This window comes from Klebsiella sp. 141240, assembly GCF_050600805.1.
GTDB lineage: Bacteria > Pseudomonadota > Gammaproteobacteria > Enterobacterales > Enterobacteriaceae > Klebsiella > Klebsiella aerogenes.
On the sequence record NZ_JAQIRK010000001.1, the window covers coordinates 313,730 to 336,666 of the forward strand.

At 58.3% G+C, this 22,937-nt stretch carries 21 protein-coding genes; 3 read left to right on the forward strand and 18 right to left on the reverse strand.

The window, feature by feature from the left end; genetic code table 11:
* Positions 1 to 110: 110 nt before the first annotated feature.
* From pgk to tkt, 3 genes are all read right to left on the reverse strand, one after another.
* On the reverse strand, positions 111 to 1,274 hold the full coding sequence (pgk, locus tag PGQ95_RS01475) for a phosphoglycerate kinase (RefSeq protein ID WP_271032129.1): 1,164 nt from the start codon (positions 1,272 to 1,274) through the stop codon (positions 111 to 113).
* A 51-nt stretch (positions 1,275 to 1,325) separates the two neighbouring features.
* Entirely contained in the window at positions 1,326 to 2,345 is a 1,020-nt protein-coding gene (gene epd, locus PGQ95_RS01480; protein WP_015369761.1) for an erythrose-4-phosphate dehydrogenase, read from the reverse strand.
* Between the two features lie 385 nt (positions 2,346 to 2,730).
* Positions 2,731 to 4,722: a transketolase gene (tkt, locus tag PGQ95_RS01485; RefSeq protein ID WP_213793561.1), complete on the reverse strand. Its 1,992-nt coding sequence runs from the start codon at positions 4,720 to 4,722 to the stop codon at positions 2,731 to 2,733.
* 279 nt (positions 4,723 to 5,001) lie between these two features.
* Between tkt and PGQ95_RS01490 the strand changes: the two genes are divergently transcribed.
* On the forward strand, positions 5,002 to 5,760 hold the full coding sequence (locus tag PGQ95_RS01490; protein ID WP_015703437.1) for a M48 family metallopeptidase: 759 nt from the start codon (positions 5,002 to 5,004) through the stop codon (positions 5,758 to 5,760).
* Positions 5,761 to 6,137: 377 nt separating this feature from the next.
* On the forward strand, positions 6,138 to 7,406 hold the full coding sequence (locus PGQ95_RS01495) for an OprD family outer membrane porin (RefSeq protein ID WP_108684058.1): 1,269 nt from the start codon (positions 6,138 to 6,140) through the stop codon (positions 7,404 to 7,406).
* A 136-nt stretch (positions 7,407 to 7,542) separates the two neighbouring features.
* On the opposite strand, the gene PGQ95_RS01500 is transcribed toward PGQ95_RS01495, so the two are convergent.
* From PGQ95_RS01500 to PGQ95_RS01565, 14 genes are all read right to left on the reverse strand, one after another.
* The gene (locus PGQ95_RS01500; protein ID WP_113373032.1) at positions 7,543 to 9,183 is read right to left on the reverse strand and encodes a thiamine pyrophosphate-binding protein; all 1,641 of its coding nucleotides are present in this window, start codon (positions 9,181 to 9,183) and stop codon (positions 7,543 to 7,545) included.
* A gap of 13 nt (positions 9,184 to 9,196) precedes the next feature.
* Positions 9,197 to 10,666 carry an aldehyde dehydrogenase gene (locus PGQ95_RS01505; RefSeq protein WP_213316582.1) on the reverse strand — a complete coding sequence of 490 codons (1,470 nt, stop codon included), beginning with the start codon at positions 10,664 to 10,666 and terminating at the stop codon, positions 9,197 to 9,199.
* Between the two features lie 15 nt (positions 10,667 to 10,681).
* Positions 10,682 to 11,446: an aspartate dehydrogenase gene (locus tag PGQ95_RS01510; protein WP_308958131.1), complete on the reverse strand. Its 765-nt coding sequence runs from the start codon at positions 11,444 to 11,446 to the stop codon at positions 10,682 to 10,684.
* 9 nt (positions 11,447 to 11,455) lie between these two features.
* Complete coding sequence (locus PGQ95_RS01515) at positions 11,456 to 12,250, reverse strand: SDR family oxidoreductase (protein ID WP_015703442.1); 795 nt, start codon at positions 12,248 to 12,250, stop codon at positions 11,456 to 11,458.
* A complete protein-coding gene (locus tag PGQ95_RS01520; protein WP_113373035.1) occupies positions 12,234 to 13,004 on the reverse strand; it encodes an alpha/beta fold hydrolase in 771 nt (256 codons plus the stop codon). The genes PGQ95_RS01515 and PGQ95_RS01520 overlap by 17 nt, the downstream gene beginning before the upstream one ends.
* A gap of 9 nt (positions 13,005 to 13,013) precedes the next feature.
* On the reverse strand, positions 13,014 to 13,544 hold the full coding sequence (locus tag PGQ95_RS01525) for a cupin domain-containing protein (protein ID WP_004174433.1): 531 nt from the start codon (positions 13,542 to 13,544) through the stop codon (positions 13,014 to 13,016).
* A 10-nt stretch (positions 13,545 to 13,554) separates the two neighbouring features.
* The gene (locus PGQ95_RS01530; protein ID WP_213793566.1) at positions 13,555 to 14,811 is read right to left on the reverse strand and encodes an MFS transporter; all 1,257 of its coding nucleotides are present in this window, start codon (positions 14,809 to 14,811) and stop codon (positions 13,555 to 13,557) included.
* Between the two features lie 26 nt (positions 14,812 to 14,837).
* A complete protein-coding gene (locus PGQ95_RS01535) occupies positions 14,838 to 16,034 on the reverse strand; it encodes an NAD(P)/FAD-dependent oxidoreductase (protein WP_015703445.1) in 1,197 nt (398 codons plus the stop codon).
* Positions 16,031 to 16,957: a VOC family protein gene (locus PGQ95_RS01540; protein WP_015369749.1), complete on the reverse strand. Its 927-nt coding sequence runs from the start codon at positions 16,955 to 16,957 to the stop codon at positions 16,031 to 16,033. The genes PGQ95_RS01535 and PGQ95_RS01540 overlap by 4 nt, the downstream gene beginning before the upstream one ends.
* Positions 16,958 to 17,045: 88 nt before the next feature.
* Positions 17,046 to 17,834: an IclR family transcriptional regulator gene (locus PGQ95_RS01545; RefSeq protein WP_113373038.1), complete on the reverse strand. Its 789-nt coding sequence runs from the start codon at positions 17,832 to 17,834 to the stop codon at positions 17,046 to 17,048.
* A gap of 13 nt (positions 17,835 to 17,847) precedes the next feature.
* Entirely contained in the window at positions 17,848 to 18,597 is a 750-nt protein-coding gene (locus PGQ95_RS01550) for an SDR family oxidoreductase (RefSeq protein ID WP_015703448.1), read from the reverse strand.
* Positions 18,597 to 19,619 (reverse strand): aromatic ring-hydroxylating oxygenase subunit alpha, encoded by a 1,023-nt coding sequence (locus PGQ95_RS01555; RefSeq protein WP_032413044.1) that lies wholly within the window; start codon positions 19,617 to 19,619, stop codon positions 18,597 to 18,599. Before PGQ95_RS01555 ends, PGQ95_RS01550 begins: the two co-directional genes overlap by 1 nt.
* A gap of 10 nt (positions 19,620 to 19,629) precedes the next feature.
* Complete coding sequence (locus PGQ95_RS01560; RefSeq protein WP_004144765.1) at positions 19,630 to 19,938, reverse strand: recombinase-like helix-turn-helix domain-containing protein; 309 nt, start codon at positions 19,936 to 19,938, stop codon at positions 19,630 to 19,632.
* Positions 19,935 to 20,258 carry a Rieske (2Fe-2S) protein gene (locus PGQ95_RS01565; protein WP_004151769.1) on the reverse strand — a complete coding sequence of 108 codons (324 nt, stop codon included), beginning with the start codon at positions 20,256 to 20,258 and terminating at the stop codon, positions 19,935 to 19,937. Before PGQ95_RS01565 ends, PGQ95_RS01560 begins: the two co-directional genes overlap by 4 nt.
* A 428-nt stretch (positions 20,259 to 20,686) precedes the next feature.
* Between PGQ95_RS01565 and PGQ95_RS01570 the strand changes: the two genes are divergently transcribed.
* The gene (locus tag PGQ95_RS01570; RefSeq protein WP_430916790.1) at positions 20,687 to 21,898 is read left to right on the forward strand and encodes an MFS transporter; all 1,212 of its coding nucleotides are present in this window, start codon (positions 20,687 to 20,689) and stop codon (positions 21,896 to 21,898) included.
* Here the strand turns inward: PGQ95_RS01570 and speB are convergent.
* Complete coding sequence (gene speB / locus PGQ95_RS01575) at positions 21,895 to 22,812, reverse strand: agmatinase (protein ID WP_047080345.1); 918 nt, start codon at positions 22,810 to 22,812, stop codon at positions 21,895 to 21,897. The genes PGQ95_RS01570 and speB overlap by 4 nt on opposite strands.
* Between the last annotated feature and the right edge of the window lie 125 nt (positions 22,813 to 22,937).

Genomic DNA, 22,937 nt, shown 5'->3' on the forward strand with positions numbered 1-22,937 from the left:
GTTACTTAGTCCTGTATCTGTATCTTCGACCGTTGAAGAAGGTTCGCGAGCTGTACAAAATTGTACGTTAGCGCGCTGAAAAACAGGCGGGTTTCCCCGCCTGAACTAAATTACGGCTTAGCGCGCTCTTCGAGCATTGCTACTGCCGGCAGAACTTTGCCTTCCACGAATTCGAGGAATGCGCCGCCGCCAGTGGAGATGTAGGAGATTTTGTCAGCGATGCCGAACAGGTCAATCGCCGCCAGGGTGTCACCGCCGCCTGCGATAGAGAAACCTTCGCTGTCTGCGATAGCATTAGCGACAATTTCAGTACCTTTACGGAAGTTCGGGAATTCGAATACGCCAACCGGGCCATTCCACAGGATGGTTTTGGCATTTTTCAGGATATCAGCCAGCTTCTGAGCGGAAACGTCGCCGAGGTCCAGAATCTGCTCGTCATCTTTGATGTCGTTAACGGATTTCAGGGTCGCGGTGGCGGTTTCAGAGAACTCGGTAGCGACGCGAACGTCAGTCGGAACCGGGATATCGCAGGTGCTCAGCAGGCGCTTAGCTTCGTCAACCAAGTCCGCTTCGTACAGGGATTTACCAACGTTGTGGCCTTGAGCGGCAACGAAGGTGTTAGCGATACCGCCGCCAACGATCAGCTGGTCAGCGATTTTGGACAGAGAGTCGAGAACGGTCAGTTTGGTGGAAACTTTAGAACCGCCAACGATAGCAACCATCGGACGAGCCGGCTCTTTCAGCGCTTTACCCAGCGCGTCGAGTTCAGCGGCCAGCAGCGGGCCTGCGCAAGCGACATCGGCGAATTTACCGATACCGTGGGTGGAAGCCTGCGCGCGGTGCGCGGTACCGAAAGCGTCCATGACGAATACGTCGCACAGCGCAGCGTATTTCTTAGACAGTTCTTCGTCGTCTTTTTTCTCGCCTTTGTTGAAGCGAACGTTTTCCAGAACCACCAGTTCACCGGCAGCAACGTCAACGCCATCCAGGTAATCTTTAACCAGACGAACCGGGTTAGACAGTTTGTCTTTCAGGTAATTAACAACCGGCAACAGAGAGAATTCTTCGTTGTACTCGCCTTCGGTCGGACGACCCAGGTGAGAAGTAACCATTACTTTAGCACCCTGTTTCAGCGCCAGTTCGATGGTCGGCAGGGAGGCGCGAATACGCGCGTCGCTGGTCACTTTGCCATCTTTAACCGGTACGTTCAGATCAGCACGGATGAAAACGCGTTTACCAGCCAGATCCAAATCGGTCATCTTAATTACAGACATGGTGAATCCTCTCGTTGATTCTTGATAAAGTTTTGCAAGCGCCGCAGCGCCTTACCTGAAACCTTGCGCAGCCATCGCTAACGTCGTGTCGAGCATTCGGTTAGCAAAGCCCCATTCGTTATCGCACCAGACCAACGTTTTGATCAGATGCGCGCCACTGACCCTGGTTTGCGTACCATCAACGATGGCGCTGTGCGGGTCGTGGTTAAAATCTGTCGAGACCAACGGTAATTCCGTATAGTCAACTATACCATGAAATGCTCCCTGTGCTGCTTTTTGCAGCAACTGGTTGACTTCACAGGCCTTTACCGGTTTTTTCACCGTCACGCTCAGGTCTATTGCGGTGACGTTAATCGTCGGTACACGTACCGCGATCGCCTCAAAACGGTCGTTAAACTGCGGGAAAATACGGGTGATCCCCGCCGCAAGTTTAGTATCAACCGGAATAATTGACTGGCTGGCCGCACGGGTGCGCCGCAGATCCGGATGATAGGCATCGATCACCTGCTGGTCGTGCATCGCGGAGTGGATTGTCGTGACCGTTCCTGACTCAATGCCGTAGGCATCATCTAGCAGTTTAATGACCGGAATAATGCAGTTGGTCGTGCAGGAGGCGTTGGAGACAATGCGGTGCTCCGCGCGCAGTTCATCATGGTTGACGCCGAAGACTACCGTTGCGTCGAGATCGTTGCCGCCAGGATGTGAAAAGAGCACTTTCTTCGCGCCAGCCTGAAGATGGGCTTCGCCATGTTCACGGCTACCGTATACGCCGGTACAGTCCAGCACCACATCCACCGCCAGCTCCTGCCAGGGCAGAGCGGCGATAGAAGGCTCATGCAGTAGACGAATGACGTCATCACCGACATACAGCTGTTCCCGCTCCTGGCGAACATCCCAGGAAAAACGGCCATGGCTGGTGTCGTACTTCAATAAATGCGCGATGCCTGCGGCATCCGCCAGTTCATTGATCGCCACCACGGTGATTTCCGCACGACGCCCGGATTCATACAAAGCGCGAACCACGTTGCGTCCTATGCGACCGAAGCCATTAATCGCGATGCGTATGGTCATAGGTCTCCTGCAAGGTTATCCCTGATTTGAGGTGGCTGACAGAGTAATCCAGCAACGCCTTTAGGGGAACCTTACCTGTCGCAAACTGCGACTGATTGATTAATTGTCGAACATTTATACGACTGAAACGCTTCAGCTAGAATAAGCCAAAGTCGGAATAAAAGGAATGTTTGTCCAGAGCAATAAACCAGCTATATGACTTGCGTCACATTTTCTTTGGAATAATTTACAGGGTAGTTACATGTTCGAGGAATAGTGCCTACAAAAAAACCGGGTGGCGAGATAAAAGCAAAACGGTAACCCAGGGGTTACCGTTTTTGGTGTTCACACCCTCTCCTGTGGGAGAGGGTTGAGGTGCGGGCATCAGCCCGCACCGTACCAGCGATTACAGCAGTGCTTTCGCTTTGGCAACAACGTTGTCAACGGTGAAGCCAAACTCTTCAAACAGCTGCTCAGCCGGCGCAGACTCACCGAAGGTGGTCATGCCAACGATGGCGCCGTTCAGGCCAACGTATTTGAACCAGTAGTCCGCGATACCGGCTTCTACCGCTACGCGGGCAGAAACGGCTTTCGGCAGTACGGATTCACGATAGGCCGCATCCTGCTTGTCGAACGCGTCGGTGGACGGCATGGAGACCACGCGCGCCTTCACGCCTTCGGCGGTCAGTTTGTCCCACGCGGCAACCGCCAGTTCCACTTCTGAACCGGTGGCGATGAAGATCAGTTCCGGCTGGCCGGCGCAATCTTTCAGCACATAACCGCCGCGGGCCACATTTGCCAGCTGCTCTTCGGTACGCTCCTGCTGCGCCAGGTTCTGACGGGAGAGGATCAGCGCGGTCGGGCCGTCCTGACGCTCTACGCCATATTTCCACGCAATCGCGGATTCAACCTGGTCACACGGACGCCAGGTGGACATGTTCGGCGTGACGCGCAGGGAAGCGACCTGCTCTACCGGCTGGTGAGTCGGGCCATCTTCGCCCAGACCGATGGAGTCATGGGTGTAGACCATCACCTGACGCTGTTTCATCAGCGCCGCCATACGTACCGCGTTACGCGCATACTCGACGAACATCAGGAAGGTAGAGGTGTACGGCAGGAAACCGCCGTGCAGCGCGATACCGTTGGCAATCGCGGTCATACCGAATTCACGTACGCCGTAATGGATGTAGTTACCGGCGGTGTCTTCGTTGATCGGCTTAGAGCCGGACCACAGAGTCAGGTTGGACGGCGCCAGGTCAGCAGAACCGCCGAGGAATTCCGGCAGCAGCGGGCCAAACGCTTCAATGGCGTTCTGCGATGCTTTACGGCTGGCGATCTTCGCCGGGTTCGCCTGCAGCTTAGCGATGAACTCGTTAGCTTTCGCGTCGAAGTCAGACGGCATTTCGCCTTTCATACGACGGGTGAATTCGGCTGCTTCCTGCGGGAAGGCTTTAGCGTAGGCGGCAAACTTTTCATTCCACGCGGCTTCTTTCGCCTGGCCGGCTTCTTTCGCATCCCACTGCGCATAGATGTCAGACGGGATTTCAAACGGAGCGTATTTCCAGCCCAGCGCTTCGCGGGTCAGTGCGATTTCCGCGTCGCCCAGCGGCGCGCCGTGGGAATCATGGGTGCCTGCTTTGTTCGGCGAACCGAAGCCGATGATGGTTTTGCACATCAGCAGGGACGGTTTGTCGGTGACCGCGCGCGCTTCTTCTACCGCGCGTTTGATGGCGTCAGCGTCGTGACCGTCAACGCCGCGCACCACGTGCCAGCCGTAGGCTTCAAAGCGTTTCGCGGTATCGTCGGTGAACCAGCCTTCAACGTGGCCATCGATGGAGATGCCGTTGTCATCATAGAACGCCACCAGTTTACCCAGTTTCAGGGTACCAGCCAGGGAGCACACTTCGTGAGAAATGCCTTCCATCATGCAGCCGTCGCCCATGAAGGCGTAGGTGAAGTGATCAACGATGTCGTGCCCTGGACGGTTAAACTGCGCCGCCAGCGTTTTTTCCGCGATAGCCATACCGACTGCGTTAGCGATACCCTGACCCAGCGGGCCGGTGGTGGTTTCCACGCCTGCGGTGTAGCCGACTTCCGGGTGGCCCGGAGTCTTAGAGTGCAGCTGACGGAAGTTTTTCAGTTCTTCAATCGGCAGATCATAACCGGTGAGGTGCAGCAGGCTGTAAATCAGCATGGAGCCGTGGCCGTTGGACAGCACGAAACGGTCGCGGTCGGCCCAGGACGGGTTCTGCGGGTTATGGTTCAGGAAATCACGCCACAGGACTTCGGCAATGTCAGCCATGCCCATCGGGGCGCCAGGGTGGCCGGATTTGGCTTTCTGTACAGCGTCCATGCTCAGCGCACGAATAGCGTTGGCAAGCTCTTTACGTGAGGACATTTTGACTCCAGTTCGGATGTTATAAGGCCATGCCCTTAACGACTTGACGAGAGCGCGTTTTGGGCTACGCCGGAAAAAAGTGTGAACAATGTAACCCAAGCGACAAAGCATGTACATGGAGCATCCTTTTGCCCATTAAGAAATCTCTGGAACACGTTGTGCTGCCGCGGAATCCACTCGCCCGGATCATGAGATACTATTTATACTTTGCACAGGACGAGGCGGGTCCGTCGTCGCCCATTATTCAGATAAAAAACCATAAGATTGTGGAAGATAAAAATGAAAATTCGCTCAACCCTTCTTGCCTTCGGGATCGCAGCAACATTAACCGGATGTCAGAACATGGACTCCAACGCCCTGCTGAGCTCGGGCGCGGAAGCATTCCAGGCCTACTCTCTTAGCGACGAACAGGTAAAAACCTTAAGCGACCAGGCGTGTAAAGAGATGGACGCCAAAGCCACTATTTCTCCGGCCAGCAGCGAGTACAGCAAACGCCTGAGCAAGATTGCCGCCGCGCTGGGCGATAACATCAACGGCCAGCCGGTCAACTACAAGGTTTATGAAACAAAAGACGTCAACGCCTTCGCGATGGCCAACGGTTGCATCCGCGTTTACAGCGGCCTGATGGACCTGATGAACGATAACGAAGTAGAAGCGGTTATCGGCCACGAAATGGGCCACGTTGCGTTGGGCCACGTGAAGAAAGGCATGCAGGTCGCGCTGGGCACTAACGCCGTGCGCGCGGCGGCGGCCTCCGCTGGCGGCATCGTCGGCAGCCTTTCTCAGTCGCAGCTGGGCGATCTCGGCGAAAAACTGGTGAACTCGCAGTTCTCCCAGCGCCAGGAGTCGGAAGCGGACGACTACTCTTACGACCTGCTGCGTAAACGCGGCATCAATCCATCGGGACTGGCCACCAGCTTCGAAAAACTGGCCAAGCTGGAAGCCGGCCGTCAGAGCTCCATGTTTGACGATCACCCGGCATCGGAAGCCCGCGCGCAGCATATTCGCGATCGCATGAAGGCCGACGGTATTAAATAAGCGACAGCGGGAGGCATTATCGCCTCCCTTTTTTATATACCCGTAAAAATATTTAGCCGCATCAATTGATAATTTAAGCGCACAAACCGTTAATTATTATCACAGCGCATCACAGCCAATTATTTTATGCCCGGCGATTCAGAAATATATTATTTGGTAAATTAAAAAGGCCGCACACTATCTGGCTTCCAGAATCGTCTTTACCCGAATAATAAATAGTCCACCCCTTACTGCCTGGTACACGGCTCATGCGCCATACAGCCTGTTTCCGGCTGCAATAACTGCTCACACAATGATTGCTTTCGACATTATTTCAGGACAATATCTGACTGGCAGTGATTCCCATGAATATATCGACAGACAGAGAAGTGCCCTCAGTGAAAAAAGAATTACCATTACTCGCACTTGGCATTATTGCCGCCGCGCCGGCTTTCGCCAGCCAACAATCTACCAGTCAGGGCTTTATTGAAGACAGCCACCTGGATCTCTTTTTACGTAACGCTTATATCAAACGCGATTATCGCGATGGATTACCGGATAAAGCCGAATGGGGTCAGGGTATTATCGCTACCTTCGAATCCGGCTTCACCCAGGGACCGGTCGGCTTCGGCGTTGACGGCATTGCGCAGTACGCCGTGCGCCTCGACGGCGGCCGAGGCCGCAGCGGCGCGGGCGGTATCGACTTTTTCGCCCAGGATGACGATGGCCGCGCGAAGTCCGATTTAGCCAAATTCGGCGCTACCGCTAAAATGCGCTTCTCGAATACCGTACTCAGCTACGGCAGCCAGCGCCCGATGCTGCCTATCGTCTACGCCGATGACTCGCGGCTGCTGTATGAGAGCTATACCGGTACCATGCTGACCTCAAGAGAAATCGACGGCCTGGAAATTAACGCCGGGTATCTCACCGATCAGCAGCGCAAAAGCGACGACAGCCACAACAGCGGCCTGAAAAGCCTGGCCTTTGGCGGCGCCAGCTATCAATTCAACGACCAGCTCAGCGGCGCGCTATACGCTTCACACGTCGAGGACGTGCTGAATAAGCAGTATCTCGGCCTGAACTACAAGCAGCCGTTCGCCGCCGACCAGCAGTTGATTGTTGACTTCAATGGCTATAACTCGCGCTTAGATCAAGAATATGCCGACGCCAATGACACCGGGCGCAGCAACAGCATCTGGAGCCTGGCCGCCAGCTATATCTGGGATATTCATACCTTTAAAGTCGCTTACCAGCAAAGCAGCGGCAGCACCGGCTACCACTACGGTGGGTATCAGAATCAGGGCGGCGTCGGCGATGGCGGCAACACCATCTGGCTGGCTAACTCCTACTGGTCCGATTTTAACGGCGAGGATGAGCGTTCCTGGCAGGCCTCCTATGGCCTGGATTTTGCCGGACTGGGCGTACCGGGCCTGAGCTGGACCACCGCCTACGTTCGCGGCGATAACATTAAAACCGCCGAGACCAGCAACGGTAAAGAACACGAATGGTTCAACCAGGTGCAGTACCAGGTGCAAAACGGCATGGCGAAAGATTTGAAATTGAGACTACGCTATTCGGTGCTGCGCGTTTCCAGCAACGCCAGCGACTATAACGTCAGCGGTAATGAGGTGCGGTTCTACGTCGAATATCCGTTTAACGTATTTTAACCGTGTAATGAACCCTCTCCTGCGGGCCGGCCCTCTCCCGGCGCGCAGGAGCAACCGTCCGGCGCCTTGATTAACCCCCTGTGCCGTGCGGTACCCTCTCCCCGGAAGGGAGAGGGTTGGGGTCACTGGATTATCATTAATACAGCGTCTTCTGCGGCGGGCCGGCAAAGCGCAGCGCGCCAATCTGGCCCATTTTCACTTCCACCACCGATGGCCCCGGCATCGCCAGCGCTTCGGTCATCACCGCCTGGAAATCCTCCGCCCGTTCCACGCTCCACGCCTGCAGGCCAATCGCCTGCGCCAACAGGGTAAAGTCCGGCGTGTGCAGCTCGTTGTAATACTGGCGGCCGCCGAAGTACTTATCCTGAATACCGCGCATCACGCCGTAGCCGCCATCGTTCATAATCAACAGCGTTACGTTGGCCTTCTCCTGCGCCAGGGTCGCCAGTTCGCCAAGGTTGAGGCTCAGGCCGCCGTCGCCGACCAGGCCGACCACTTTCCGTTGCGGATTGGCAATCGCGGTGCCCACCGCCATCGGTAGCCCCATACCGATGGCGCCGGCCAGAGAATGGATATTCATCAGCGGGCCGTGAGCGCGGAACAGGCGGCTGCCCCACAGGCTGCCGGAGACGGTAATATCGCGCACCAGAATGCCGTCATCGGGCAGCGCCTGCGCAATCGCGTCATTCAATTTAGCGTAAGCGCCACACTGGTCGCGCAGCCCCTGCTCCGCCGCCTCTACCGCCGCTTTAAGCTGGCTATCCCAACGCGCATCGCCCCACATCCGGCCCTGCACCCGCGCTGCCAGCGCCGCTAATAGCGCCCGGCAATCCGCCACCAGGGTATTGTCCATCAAGTAGTTACGGCTGGCCGCCGCCGGGTCGATATCAATCTGCACCCGCGGCGTGGGCAGTTCCAGCGTCCACGAGCGCGTTTCGTTGCTGCGCAGCCGGGAACCGGCCACAAGTGTGAAATCACATTGTGAAATCAGCGCTTCAACCGAGGGAGAATTATGAAACGCGCGCAGGCTGGCCCGATGGCTGTCCGCCAGAATGCCGCGGCCGTGGGTACTGGAAATCACCGTCACCCCCGCATCCGCCAGCGTCTTCACCGCCTCGCCGCTCTCTAACGCGCCGCCGCCAAGCCACAGCAGCGGCTGCTTCGCCTGCTTAAGCTGCGCCCACAGCGTATCGACCAGCGACGCTTCCGGCTCAACCGCCGGAGCGCGTTTCAACGGCGCGGTCAGCAGTGAAAGCGGAATTTTGGCGCTCTGAATATCGATGGGGATTTCCACCGAGACCGGGCCGCACGGCGGCGTCTGCGCCTCCTGAATCGCCTTATGCAGGATAGCCACCGCCTGGTTGGCGTTGCTAATGCGGTAAGCGCGCTTCGAACTGGCTTTCAGGAAGGTCAACTGATCGCGGGTTTCATGAATAAAACCGGTGTCGGCGTCCAGCCAGGCTTTTTCGACCTGTCCGGTCAGGTGTAGCAGCGGCGTACCGGCGTTCATCGCCTCAACCAGCGCGCCGACCGCATTACCCGCGCCCGCGCCGGTACTGGTCAGCGCCACGCCGAGCCCTGAAAAACGGCCGTGGGCGTCAGCCATGGTCACCGAGCCCGCTTCGCCGCGCGCCGGAACAAAGCGGATTTTTTCCCGCTGGCCGACGGCATCAGCGATCGGCAGGTTATGGATAGAAATGACGCCATAAATGGCTTCAACGTGATACTGCTCCAGCGTTCTGGCGATGGCATCGCCGACGGTTATCATTTCGCTCATTGCTCACCCTTTCTCAGTCGCACCAGTGGTTGACGCTATTACCCGTCGCCAGATAAATGCTCTTTTGTTGCATCCAGGCTTTCAGCCCCTGGATCCCTTTTTCGCGGCCCAGACCGCTCTCTTTAAAGCCCCCAAACGGGGTCGAAATGGAGAAAACTTTGTAGGTATTGATCCACACCGTACCGGCTTCCAGTTGCTCGCTCAGACGCAGCGCGCGGCCGGTATCGCGCGTCCAGATCCCCGCCGCCAGCCCGAAGACCGAATCATTGGCCTCACGGATCAACGCCGCTTCATCGTGAAAACGCATCGCCACCAGCACCGGCCCGAAGATCTCTTCCTGGCAAACGCGGGCCTGGTTGTTCAGCCCTTCAATGATGGTCGGCAGGAAGTAGCTCCCCACTGCCAGCGCCGGATCCGCCGGGATCTCGCCGCCGCATAGCACGCTGCCGCCTTCGCGTTTCGCCAACTCGACGTACTCCAGCACGCTCTGACGGTGTTTATCGTTGATCAGCGGCCCGACGTGGGTGCCAGCGCTGAACGGATGACCAACCCGCAGTCCTTGGGTTAACTCCAGCAGGCGGGCCATTAATTGTGGATACACTTTGTCATGGACAAACAGACGCGAGCCGGCAATGCAGGCCTGACCGCCGGAGCTGAAAATGCCGTAGCAGATGCCCCGCGCCGCCTGTTCGATATCGGCATCTTCCAGCACGATGGTCGGCGATTTGCCGCCCAGCTCCAGCGACGCCGGGATCAGCTTTTCCGCCGCCACGTGCGCCAGGTGACGCCCGGTGGTAGTGCCGCCGGTAAAGGAAATTTTGCGCACCTTAGGATGGCGGGCCAGCGCATCGCCGATAATCGATCCTTTACCCGGCAGCACGCTCAGCAGTCCGGCGGGTAAACCGGCCTGCTCAAAGATCTTCGCCAGTTCCAGCGCCATGAGCGGCGTGGCTTCCGCCGGTTTGAGGATCACCGCATTTCCGGCGGCGATCGCCGGGGCCACCTTCTGCATTTCACTGGCGATCGGCGAGTTCCATGGGGTGATCGCCGCCACCACGCCCAGCGGCTCATAGCGGCTCAGGGTCAATAGATCCGCCTGCCGCGGCGTCGGCAACTCCCCTTCCAGTAGTTCGCAGGCGGCGGCAAAATAGCGTGCTGTGCCCGCCGCGCTCATCACCAGCCCTCGCGCTTCCGCCAGCGGTTTACCGTTATCGCGGCTCTGCTTTTGGGTGAGCGCATCAAGCTGTGCTTCAATCAGATCGGCAACCTTATGCAAGATCTTCGCCCGCTGATGCGGCAGCATCGTCCGCCACGTTGGCTCCCGCCAGGCGCGGTCGGCGCAGTCGACCGCCTCCTGTAAATCATCGAGGCTTGCCGCATGCAGCGCCGCGTTAATAGCGCCATCCGCCGGAAACAGGCTGTGCATTAAATTGCCGCCGCCGCGACGCCACTGGCCGCCGATAAAAATGTCTAATTCGTCCATCTCAGTCTCTCTGCGTTATGCCAGTTCACGGCAGGCGCGTACCGCGCTCAGTGCCGCGAGGGTCGATGTTTTCGGATTGCTGGCGAGCGGCAGGCCGCTCAACTCCAGGTGAAACTCGCCGAACAGTCCTTCGGCGTGTAGCGTATGGGTGTTGCGTTGCGTCGTCGGATCGACCATCAGCTGTACCCGGGTCGCGTCAAGGCCGATACCGCCCAGCGCGATGGTTGCCGCCACGTTGGCATTTGCCGGGAATAGCCGCGCCGCCTCGCGGGCGCTGCCTTCAAAGAAAATTTGCGCTTCATTGACCGCGCTGAGGTCGATAAGCTGTTCGGCATAGCTGCCGCGCCAGCTGGCCGGGCTTTTACGCGACTGATAGGTCACTCGTTCAAGCCCCCCCTCTTTGGCCGCCGCCAGGCCGTCAATCCCGGCTACTGCGCCAGCCAGCAGCGTCAGCCTGCCGCCCGCCTGGCGTAAACGCTGTTCCAGTTCGCTGTCCGCCAGCGCGCCGGTGGAGATCACCGCCAGATGCCAGCCGCGCGCCAGCACCGCTTCGCCGTACTGCGCGACCGCCTGCTGGCTGGCGCATTCCAGCACCAGATCCGGCGTCTCTTCGCATTGCAGCGGATCGGTAAGCGGCGTCCCCGTGTGGCCGAACTGCAGGCGGATCGCCGCATGATGCGATTCGCGGGCGACGATCCAGCCCAACGTCACCTGCGGCGGCAGGCGTTCAATCACCGCCTGGGCCATCGCGCCATAGCCGATTAACATGACCTTTTTCATCATCTTTCCTTACAGATGGCGGCAGAAACCGCCGGAAACGTCCAGCGCCGCGCCGGTGGTAAAGGAGGCCAGCGGCGAAGCGAGGAACAGCAACGCCTGCGCCGGCTCCTGCGGCTTACCAAGACGTGCCATCGGGATCCCACGCTTACGGGCAATATCCGCGGTCCACTGCGGCCAACTCTGGCTCTTATCGCTGCGGTTTTCAAAACGGCGCTGCCACTGCCCGGATTCGACCATTCCCAGCAGGATGGAATTCACGCGGATGCCTTTCTCCACCAGCTCTTTCGACAGGGTCAGCGTCATATTGAGCAGCGCGGCGCGGGCAGCAGAGGTGGCAATCATGTGCTCTTCCGGCTGCAGCGCCAGCAGAGAGTTCACGCAGGTAATCGAGGCGATATCCGACTGCTCAAGCTGCGGCTGGAAAGCCTTTACCGGGTTAATCACGCCGAACAGTTTCAGTTCAGCTTCGTGCAGCCAGGCCTCGCGCGGCGTATCGGCGAAGTGGGCGACATAACCCTGCCCGGCGTTATTAATCAGCATGTCGGCGCCGCCGAAACGCGCGGCGACCGCGTCAGCGAAGGCCTGAACTTCCGCTTCATTCAGTACGTCGCAGCGCCAGGAGAACACCTCGCCTTCTGGATATTCGTTTTGCAACGCCGCATGGGCGCTGGCCAGCCGATCCGGGTTGCGGCCGCAAAAGGCGACCTTCGCCCCTTCGCCCAGCAGCAGGCGCAGCGTTTCAAAGCCGATCCCTGACGAGCCGCCGGTGACTACCGCGACGCGTCCTTCAATTTGTGCATTCATCGCGCACCTCTTCCCCTATGCGTAAAAGCTGTTGATTAAAAAAGGTTTCGTTATCGAGATAGCTGGCATGTCCAGCCTGCGGGATGGCGATGTAAGGGGCGCCGTAACGCAGCGCCACTCCCTGTACCAGCTCCGGTTGGGTAATGGCATCCTGCTCGCCGCACCACACCGAGAGACGACCGCGATAGTCGGCGAGCCAGCGGTGGATGTCGTCATGCGCCAGCATCCAGGCGGCGGCGAGGTAACCTTCGCTACGCAGCCTGCACATGCCTGCCGCCACCGTCGCCACATCGGCTTCGCGCGCGCCGGGGCGCAGCAGTTTTGCCGCCCGCCCCTGCGCCATCGCCTCGCCGCCCAGCGCCATCTGCTGTTGACGTCCCTGCCAGACTTTTTCCCGCTGTGCGGCTTCCGCCTGGCCGTATCCCTGCGCGACGTCGGCGAGTACCAGATAAAGCACCCGCTGCGGGTATTTCGCGGCGAAGGCGGCCGCCACCAGCGCGCCCAGCGAATGGCCGACCAGTATGGTTTGCTCTACTCCAGCGCGGTCCAGCATTCGCGCCAGCGCGTCGGCGTAATCACCAGCATCCGCCGGCGTTGCCGCCAGCATCGGGCTCTCGCCATAACCGGGCATATCCCAGGCCAGCACGCGGTAGCCGGGAAGCGCCATCTGTTTATGCCAGGAGGCCGCGCCGGAACTGATGCCGTGCAGCAGCGTCAGCGGAATGCCGCTTCCTTGTTCACGAAAACCCGTCATCATCGCCCCTTAGTTACGTTTTACTTTTGCCAGCGGATGATCTTCCGGGTAGGTCGGAATATGCGGCTTATGGGTGCCGAGCATCACGCACATCAGCGCCTCTTCTTCGCCGTGGTTAAACAAACCGCGGTAGATTCCAGGCGGTACCGAGATCAGATCGCGTTCGCGCAGCACGGTTTCGGTATAGTTGTCGCCGTCCTGAATCATCAGGGTGATCTGCCCTTTGAGCATGAAGAACACCTCTTCTACGTCATCATGCAGGTGCAGCGGGCCTTCACATTTGGACGGCAACACCATGGTGGAGAAGGTGAAGTGCTCGGCCGGAACGGTGTTGGTATCACTGGCGACGCCGGTGGCGCCGGTGCCGATGTAGCGCATCTGCGCGCGGCGATATTTCGGATCGAAATCGGCCTGGAATTTCAGCGCATTCCAGTCGTATTTACGGCCTTCAAAGCGCGCGATACGCGACTCCACCCACTCTTCCATCGTCATATGGTCAGGTTTCAAACTCTGTTTTGCAGTTACGGTTGAATCAGTCATCGTTTTATCCTCAGTAACGTCTCAGCAGCGGCAGTAACAGGGCGCAGCCCACCGCCGCCATCACCGCCAGAAAAATCAGCCCGGAATCCATGCTATGGGTGAAGGCGATAAGCGCGCCCATCACCGCCGGCGATAAGGCCCCGGCAAAGTTTCCCAGCCCGTTGAAAATCCCGCCCGCCGTGGCGCTGACCCGTGGATGGGTCGCTTTAGCCAGCAGCGCGAAAATGTTTGGCGCGCCGGTGCCCCACATAAAGGTGCTAAAGCTCATCGCCGCGATCACCGGCAACGGCGCGCTAAAATGCATCACCGCCGCCAGCCCGATTCCGGCGCCCGCCAGGGAAATAAAGCAGGCGGCGGCGCGCTTATCGACGCGGTCAGAGAGCCAGGCGCCAATAATTTCGCCTAGCAGCATGGCGATAAACGGCATCGACGACAGCCAGCCGGCGTGTTCCAGATGAATGCCTTTGCCTTTAATCAGGTAGCCCGGCAGCCAGCCGTTGATCCCCCACAGATAGGCGAGAAAGGCGATATTGAAGATGCAGATCATCCAGAAATGCGGACTCACGAAGAGCTCGCGCCGCGCGCTGCGGCGCACTTCCTGCGACGTTTTATCGCTGCCGACTTTCGCCTCCAGCTGCACGCCGCGCAGCCCGATGCGCACAAAAATCAGCACCGGTACCGTCAGCATCGCCATCACGAAAAAGGTGCTCTGCCAGCCGAAGGTATTGAGTAGCCAAATTGACAGCGGGAAACCCAGCGCCGCGCCAACCGGCGTGCCGAGCAGCCACAGCATGGTGGCGCGGGCCTGTAGCCGCTGCGGGAAAGTGTGGCGCACCACGGCGAACGCCAGCGGGAACAGCGGCCCTTCAGCGATGCCCAACAGGATGCGCAGCGTCACCATCAGCGCGTAGTTGTGGGTGAAGCCCATGATCACCATCAGGATGCACCACACCACCATCATTCCAGTTAGCAAGCGCAGCGGCGCAATCCGGTCGCCAAGGCCGCTTAATAGCACTGACGAGAAGCCGTAGCTCAGCAAAAAGGCGCTCATCAGAATACCCAGCCGGGTGGTATCGAAATCGATCCCCATCGCCTGCTGGAAGTGGCTATCGGAAAACAGCGCGGCGATACTGATTTTGTCGAAAAACGCCAGCAGTACGCAGGCCAGCAGCGACAGTGGAATGGCCCAACGCACCGCTTTTTCAGGCGTGCGGACGCCCTCGCCGCTCGCCTCAGCAGGCGCGGCGTTAGTCTCTAATGTGGTCATTTCTCCCCCTTAAGGGTTCGCGTTAATTATCGCAATGACATCAGCGAGAAAGTCGGGTCAGCGAGCGGGACGTCAGAGAGATCCCTCCCCGCCGCCATCCAGCGCTTCGCCAGCTTCACGGTACGTGCATTATTGAAGGCCACCAGCTGCGTTAAACGTCCATCGGCGTTCAGCGAGAAGTAGAGCGCGCCCTGCGGCTCGTCACGCACGATGGTGCGGCTGCCCGCCTGCGGGATCCCAAGGATCTGAATATTGCGATCGTATTGATCTGACCACAGCCACGGCGCCTCGTCGTAGCCGCTGGCCTGCGGATCGAGCATCGCTTTCGCCGTCGCGATCGCCTGATTTTGCGCAAAGGCCCACGACTGAATGCACAGGCCGTACTGATGGTGCTGGGCGACATCGCCGGCGGCGAAAATCGCCGGATCGCTGCTGCGCCCTTGGGCATCGACGACAATTCCGCGCTCGACAGTGAGCCCGGCATCGCGCGCCAGTTCGAGATTCAGATCGACGCCGATCCCCACCACTACCGCGTCGAAGGTTTCCCTCTGGCCGTCGCAGTGCAGCGTCGGCAGGCCGTTATCATCTTCCAGCTCCAGCGCGCCGCAGCCGCGGCGAATATCAACGCCCTGCCCGCGATGCAACTCATCCAGCGCCTGCGAGACCTCCATACTGACCGAGCGCATGCACAGCGCCGGCTGTTGTTCATAAAGGGTCACGGCTACGCCGCTTTTGCGCGCCGAGGCGGCGATTTCGAGGCCAATCCAGCCGCCGCCGACGATCGCCAGCCGCGTTGCCGATGCCAGCCGCTGCTTCAGACGCTGCGCGTCCTGCCAGTGGCGCAGGGTATAGACCTGCGGATGCTGCGCCCAGGCCTCGGACGGCAGCCGCGCGCGGCCGCCGGTGGCGATCAGCAGTTGATCGTACGCCAGCGTTTCGCCGTTGCTCAGCGCCAGGGTTTTATTTTGCCGGTCAATCGATTCCGCGCGCAGCGGTCGGTACCAGCGCAGATCCAGCGCCTGCTGCGCCTCGGCGCTGAATAACCGCGGCAGCGCCGGTTCGGCCTCCAGCAATGCCGCTTTCGACAGCGGCGGGCGCTCGTAAAAATCCCATTGCTCTTCGGCAACCACGCAAATCTCGCCGCTAAACCCTTCATCACGCAGCGTTTTCGCCGCCCAGCCGCCAGCCTGGCCGCCGCCGATAATGACTATCCGCGCCGTCATACCGCCTCCGGTTTTTTCTGCTGGCGACGGGTATCGTGATCGATACCGCCTTCCACCGCCCATTCGGTAAAGGACACGAGTGAATGCTCAAGTTCGCGCGGCTGCCAGTTTTCCGTCAGATAGTCATCGTTGGTGTAGTACTCAAAAGCGCCGCCGGTCGGGCTGTTGACATACCAGAAGTAGGCCGAGGAGACCGGATGGCGGCCGGGGCCGATAAACGTGCTCCAGGCGTTTTTATTCATCGCAATACCGCCGCCGATCACTTCGTGAATATCACGTACGGTAAACGCGACGTGGTTAAGTCCACGTTTGCGGTTGGGCAACTGCAATAAGAAGAGGTTATGGTGGCCGCCGCGTACGCCGCAGCGCAGGAACACCGCGCGATTGATATAGCGGTCTGACACCTGGAAGCCGAGCACTTCGCGATAGAAACTTTCCACCGCCGCCAGTTCTTCCACGAAGAACACCACGTGGCCGACGTTAATCGGCTGCGCGCGGTCGTACACCGGGCTCGGGGTGTCGATGCGACGCACATCGCCCCACTGGTTGATCGGTTCAACGTTCAGTTCAACCGCCGTTTGCTGGCTAACCTGCACCCGCAGCGTCATACCGTTAGGGTCGCGGCACTCCAGCGCGCCGTCGATTTCACGGAAGCCGGGCTGGCGTTCCAGCTTCGGGCGCAGCGCATCCAGCGCCGCCCGATCCGCCACGCCCCAGGTCATGCGACGCAGAGTGTTGCCCGCCTCAAAGGCTGGCGGGAGATCGGCGGCATCGGTCGGGTTAAGTTCGACCCGCGCGCCGCTGAGGGTGGTAAACGCGCGGCCGCTGGCGTCGCCGGTCAGGCCAAAATCGCGCATAAATTTGGCGCTGTGGTTCAGGTCGTCTACGCCAAATTCCAGCTTTTCAATTCCGGTAATACTCATTATTCGTCGCCTCTTTACCGTTCAGTCGCCCGAATTTGGGCGTAAAACATGCCCGACGCAATCAAGCGCCTGCTGTTAAGTTGTTGATTTAACTTGCCTGTGACAAATATCCGAGGAAGCCGGAAATTTTGTCCGCCGCCATACTGACCTCGTTCTGTAACCGCTCGCGATCGCTTTGCGGGATCTCGTCCGACGGCACCAGAATGCTGACGACCGCCGCCACCCGCCCGCTGCGGTCAAAGACCGGATAGACAATCGATGAGATACCGTGGCGGTAGAACGATTCGCCAATCACGTAGCCGCGAGCTTTATCCTGCTGCACCATCTGCCACAGCGCTTCGCGGTCGTACAGCTGGCCCGGCGTATTGCCCGGCAGACGTGCATCCGGGAACAATTGTTCAAACTCGCTACGGGAAACATCGGTCAGCAGCATACGGCCAAGCGAGGTGCAGTGCACCGGTAGCCGCGTTCCGACGCTGACCTGGTTGATACGTGAACCGGCTGCGCTGACGCGGGCAATGTAGATGATGTCGCGGCCATCGCGGATCGCCAGATGGCTGCTGCACTGGCTGATATCGCGCAGTTGCTCGATGACCGGCTGACCCACCTGAGCGACATCCAGTGAGGCGATATATTCAAAGCCCAGACGCAGTACGTTCATGCCCAGCGAAAAGGTATTGGTGCGGGCATTGCGCTCGAGAAAGCCCATATATTCCAGCGTCTGCACCACGCGATAGGCGGTCGCTTTCGGCATATCCACCAGCCGATGCAGCTCGGCAAAGGTCAGATCGCGATGCTGTTCGCCAAACGCCAGCAGCAGTTGTAAACCGCGCTCCAGACCCGGTACCAGGTACTTCACTTCCTGATCGTTCGCCATACCGCCTCACTTGTTAGTTAAAGACAAAACCGCCGTTGACCGGGATCAGCTGGCCGGTGATAAAGCGCGAAAGATCGCTCAGCAGCCAGACCACGCTGCCGGTGACATCTTCCGGCTGCTGCGCGCCGCTGAGCGCGCGGCCGTTCTCATACAGCTGATGACGCTCGGCGGGAACGTATTCCGTGGCCTCAACGCGGGTCAGTCCCGGCGCGATGGCGTTGATACGGATCCGCTTTTCACCCAACTCGCGGGCCATGGAGCGGGTCATCGCAATCACCGCGCCCTTACTGGCGACATAGGCCATCAGCCGCGGCGCGCCCCACAGCGCGGTATCCGAAGCGACGTTGACGATCGCCGACCCTTCGCGCAGCAGCGGTACCGCCTCGCGGGTCACCAGCCAGGTGCCTTTGACATTGACCGTCATCACCCGATCCCACAGGTCCGGATCGTAATCGATCATATTTTTACCGCCGACGCCGGTGGCCATCGCCGCGTTATTGACTAAGCCATCGATAGGCCCCTGCGCGCCGATGGCGCTGAAGACCTGCTCGATCGACGCTTGACTGGCAAGATCGATGGCGTGGGATTCGATCTGATAGCCCTTCTGCTGCAGGCGATGAGCGCTTTCCGCCAGCTCCCCCTGCAGGATGTCGCACATCACCACCGTCGCGCCCTGCGCGGCGCAGGATTCGGCAAAGTGGTAACCGAGGCCGCGCGCCGCGCCGGTGACGACAATACGTTTACCGTTCAGCAGGCCGTTCATCAGGCGGCACCCTGCTGCGCTTCGCGAAGCGCTAACTGCTCTTTCGCCGCTTTCTGCATCATGCGGCGCAGGCGGGACAAACCGACGTCATGTTGATAGAGATATTCATGATCGCGGGCGTTCGGCGCCAGGCTTTCCAGCACCACGCGATCCTGTTCCAGTACTTCCCAGTGCAGTTTTTCCAGACGGTTGCGGTACATAAAGCGCCACAGATCGCGCTGCCAGCCCTGAACGCCGCGGATGCGCCAGAAGAAGACGCGGCAGTTGTCGTTATCTTCCGGAACCACCATGCCGACGATCCAGAAGTGGCCGCCCGGCCCGAAACGCTTTTTGTACGGAATAGACAGGCGCATCCAGTAGGCGCCGCTGTTGCCCAATTCAACCCAGTCAAAGTTGACGCCGCTCTGCCCTTTTTTCTCGAAGATAAAGCCGGTTTTCGTCGGCTGCAGCACCATATCGGCTTTGCGATCGCCTTCCGCCATCGAGTGCGATGACGAGTGCAGATAGGTACCGTGCATCGGGTCCATCACGTTTTCCAGCGCGTACTGGTAGTTGCATTTCCACGCCGCGGTGCACAGGAAGTTACTGTATTTTTCGTGATCGGCCAGTTCCTCCGGGAAGCTCAGTTCATCAGGCTGCTGGTCGGCGGTGACGCCGAACCACAGGAAGATTGCCCCGTGCGCTTCCTGCACGTTGTAGCTGCGCACGCACTGCTGGCCGACCAGCGGGCAGCGGTCAACCGCCGGGACGTCTTTGACTTCGCCGTTGCCGGCGACTTCCACGCCGTGATACCAGCAGGCGATACGATCGCCTAAGTTCCAGCCCATTGACAGGCGCGCGCCGCGATGCGGGCAGCGGTCTTCCAGCGCCTGCACCTGGCCGTCTTTATTTCTCCAGACCACGATCTGCTCGCCGAGACGGGTAATGCCTACCGGCGCAGACTGCACTTCCCAGCTCGCCAGCACCGGATACCACAGGCCGCGCAGTCCTTTATCAAGATAATTTTGTACCGTTGTCGTCATCGCTGTGTCCTCAGTAGCCGTTAACCTGTAAAAATGCCTGGAAGCTGCTTTCGCTCCACGGTTCGCCCTGTTGGTCATGCATCCTGACGCCATTGAGGCCGTTCACCAGTTCACCGAGACTTTCCGCGCCCTGCTCGAACAACGTTTCCAGGGTGGCGATAAGCTGCAGTTCCCAGTTTTCCGGCACCCGGCTGCGGGTTTGCCAAATCAGATTGTGATAGTCGCCAGGCTTATGGATATTGCCGTTTCCGCCTTCCGCCGGTGGCGTAAACTGGCGGCTTTCCGGTAGCGCCGGGTTGAAGTCCAGGGATTCGCTCATGCCACGTTCTCCTCGATAAAGGTAATCTGGATCTGATTGTCGTATACCCGCACCGGGTAACGATTAAGGTTGCGACCGCCGGGGCCATGCAGGCACTGGCCGGTTTTGACGTCGAATACCGCCTCATGCAGCGGGCATTCCACCTTGCCATCTTCGACAAAGCCCTGGCTCAGGAGCGCATAGGCATGAGGGCAAACGTCTTCCAGCGCGTAATATTCGCCATCAATCAGATAAATACCGATTTCCTTACCGTCGATATTGCCGCTATATGGGAAATCTTCCTGTACTTGCTCCGCGTCACATACGCCTATCCAGCTCATCGCAATCCTCCAGGCTTTTGTTTCATATATGAAACTCTGTTTCTTATTTAATACGGTCAATATAAAAGCGGTGAATGTTTCGTCAAGCGTTAATGTGACAAACTTGTTAATGAATGACTTTTAAATTAGCTAAGTGTGCAATTGATCACGAAAAACTGCATTCAGATGAAATGATGATATTTAAAGTGGTGATCCATTATAAATAAAAATGCCGATTTAAATTTCACACGCGACTATTGACTTCTTTTGCAGACGATCATTAAAAATGTGCAACGGCGGAAGCCATGGTGTTTCACCCATGAAACAATCATTTATTTAATCTTTTAAAAACAACGAGTTTCACTGGTGAATCATTTTACTTATGTAACTATTTCTGGCGTTAAAAAAATAATAACCGGCAATCATTAAATTAAGCGTGGAGACAACAAATGGCGGCAAGATGGCAAGGGGTAATAGCATTACTTTTGTTAATAATTATTTCCTACGTCGATCGGGTAAATATCTCGGTGATGATCCTTAACCCGGAATTTGCGGCCCACTTTCAATTAAATGAAAACAGAATGTTACAAGGCATGCTAATGACATGCTTTCTTCTGGGTTATGGATTTTCGGCATTATTATTAACCCCAGTTATAGAAAGTAAATGGCATTACCGCCAGGGACTCTTAAGCAGCATTGCTATATGGGCGCTGGTTTGCGCAGTATCACCGCTGCTGGGCTCGCTCTTCGGGATGTTAATCGCGCGCATTGTTCTTGGCGTGGCGGAGGGACCGCTATTCTCACTGAAGACACGTTTTATCAACGACAACTTCGCCGCCGATGAAATAGGTAAACCGAATGCGGTGACCGCCCTCGGCGTATCGCTTGGGCTGGCGGTAGGCTTCCCGCTAGTCACCTGGTTGATGGCGCATGTTGGCTGGATCGGCTCCTTCTACGCGCTGGCGCTGCTTAACCTCCTGCTCGGCGGCGGATTAATCTGGCGGTTTCTCCCCGCGCCAAAAGTGACCGCACAGCGCGCGAAGCCGGGCTTCAGTCAGACTTTTGCCCTCGCCTGGCGTACGCCGCTGCTTGGCTGGATCCTACTGGTGGAAATCGCCACGCTCAGCTATCTATGGGGAAGTAGCGCCTGGCTGCCCGCCTGGCTACGCGACGAGCACCACTTCTCGCTGCAGGCCACCGGCCTGCTGGCGGCAGTACCCTTTTTGTTAAGCCTGGGCTCAAAGTTTGTTGGCGGCGTGCTCCTCGACAAAATGCGCCCGGAGCAGGCGCCGCTGCTGTTTATTATCGGCGGCCTACTCACCGCCGGTTCCGTGCTGGCGCTGATGCTCAGCCAGCAGCCGGCGATGCTGGCGCTGTTTATGCTGGCGGCGAACGTTTTCTGGGGATTACAGGGGGCGGCGATCCCAGCTGTGGTGCAGCATCACGCCCCGCGCGAAGCGGTGGGCAGCGCCTATGGGATCATTAACGGCATTGGCAATATCTGCGCGGCGTTTATTCCGCTGCTGATGGGAGTGGTGATGAAATCGGTGGGATCGGTAAGTTCAGGTTTTTCCGTTCTGGTGGCATCACAGCTGATCACGCTGTGCGCCGGCGGCATACTGCTGCTGCGCATGCGTCGCGCAGCAGCAGTAAACGCTTAGCCTTTCTTCGCTGCCTGAATGTATAGCATCTCCAGCGCCAGAGTCGCCGCCGCCAGGGCGGTGATTTCAGACTGGTCATAAGCCGGGGCGACTTCAACCACGTCCATTCCGACGATGTTCAGATCCTTCAGGCCGCGCACCAGTTTGATCGCACGGTCAGAGGTCAACCCACCGATCACCGGCGTACCGGTACCTGGCGCAAAAGCCGGATCCAGACAGTCGATATCGAAGGTCAGGTACACCGGCATATCACCGACGATTTGTTTCACCTGAGCGATGATGTCGTCGACGCTGCGGTCGTTAACCTGGCCCGCATCAAGCACGGTAAAGCCGTTATCTTTATCGAATTCGGTACGAATACCGATCTGCACGGAGTGGTTCGGATCGATAAGCCCTTCGTTCGGCGCGGTGTAGAACATGGTGCCGTGGTCGAATTCACAGCCGTTGGCGTAGGTATCGGTGTGGGCATCGAAGTGTACCAGCGCCATTTTACCAAAATGCTTGGCATGGGCGCGCAGCAACGGCAGGGTGACGAAATGGTCGCCGCCGAAGGAGAGCATGCGTTTACCGGCCGCCAGCAGTTTCTCCGCGTGCGCCTGCAGTTTCTCGCTCATTTCGCGAGCGTCGCCGAAGGCGTAGACCAGATCGCCGCAGTCCACGACGTTCAGGCGTTCACGCATGTCGAAGTTCCATGGGAAACGGTTGTGCTCCCAGGCGAGGTTGGTTGACACCTGACGGATCGCCGCCGGGCCATGACGGCCGCCCGCGCGCCCGGAGGTCGCCATATCAAACGGCACGCCGGTGATGACCCAATCCGCATCGCTTTCATACGGCATAAAGTTCATCGGCAGACGCAGGAAACCAAAAGCGTTGGATACCAGGGAGTTATCGTATTGATGACCTAAAGTGCTCATGGGTATGACCTCTTTTCACAGTCGTGGAACGTAAAAAATAAGTATAAAAAAACCCCTCCGCGTCGTTAGGCCCGACGAGGAAGGGTTTGAATTAGGTTACTGCTTATAAGGACAAATTATCGCCT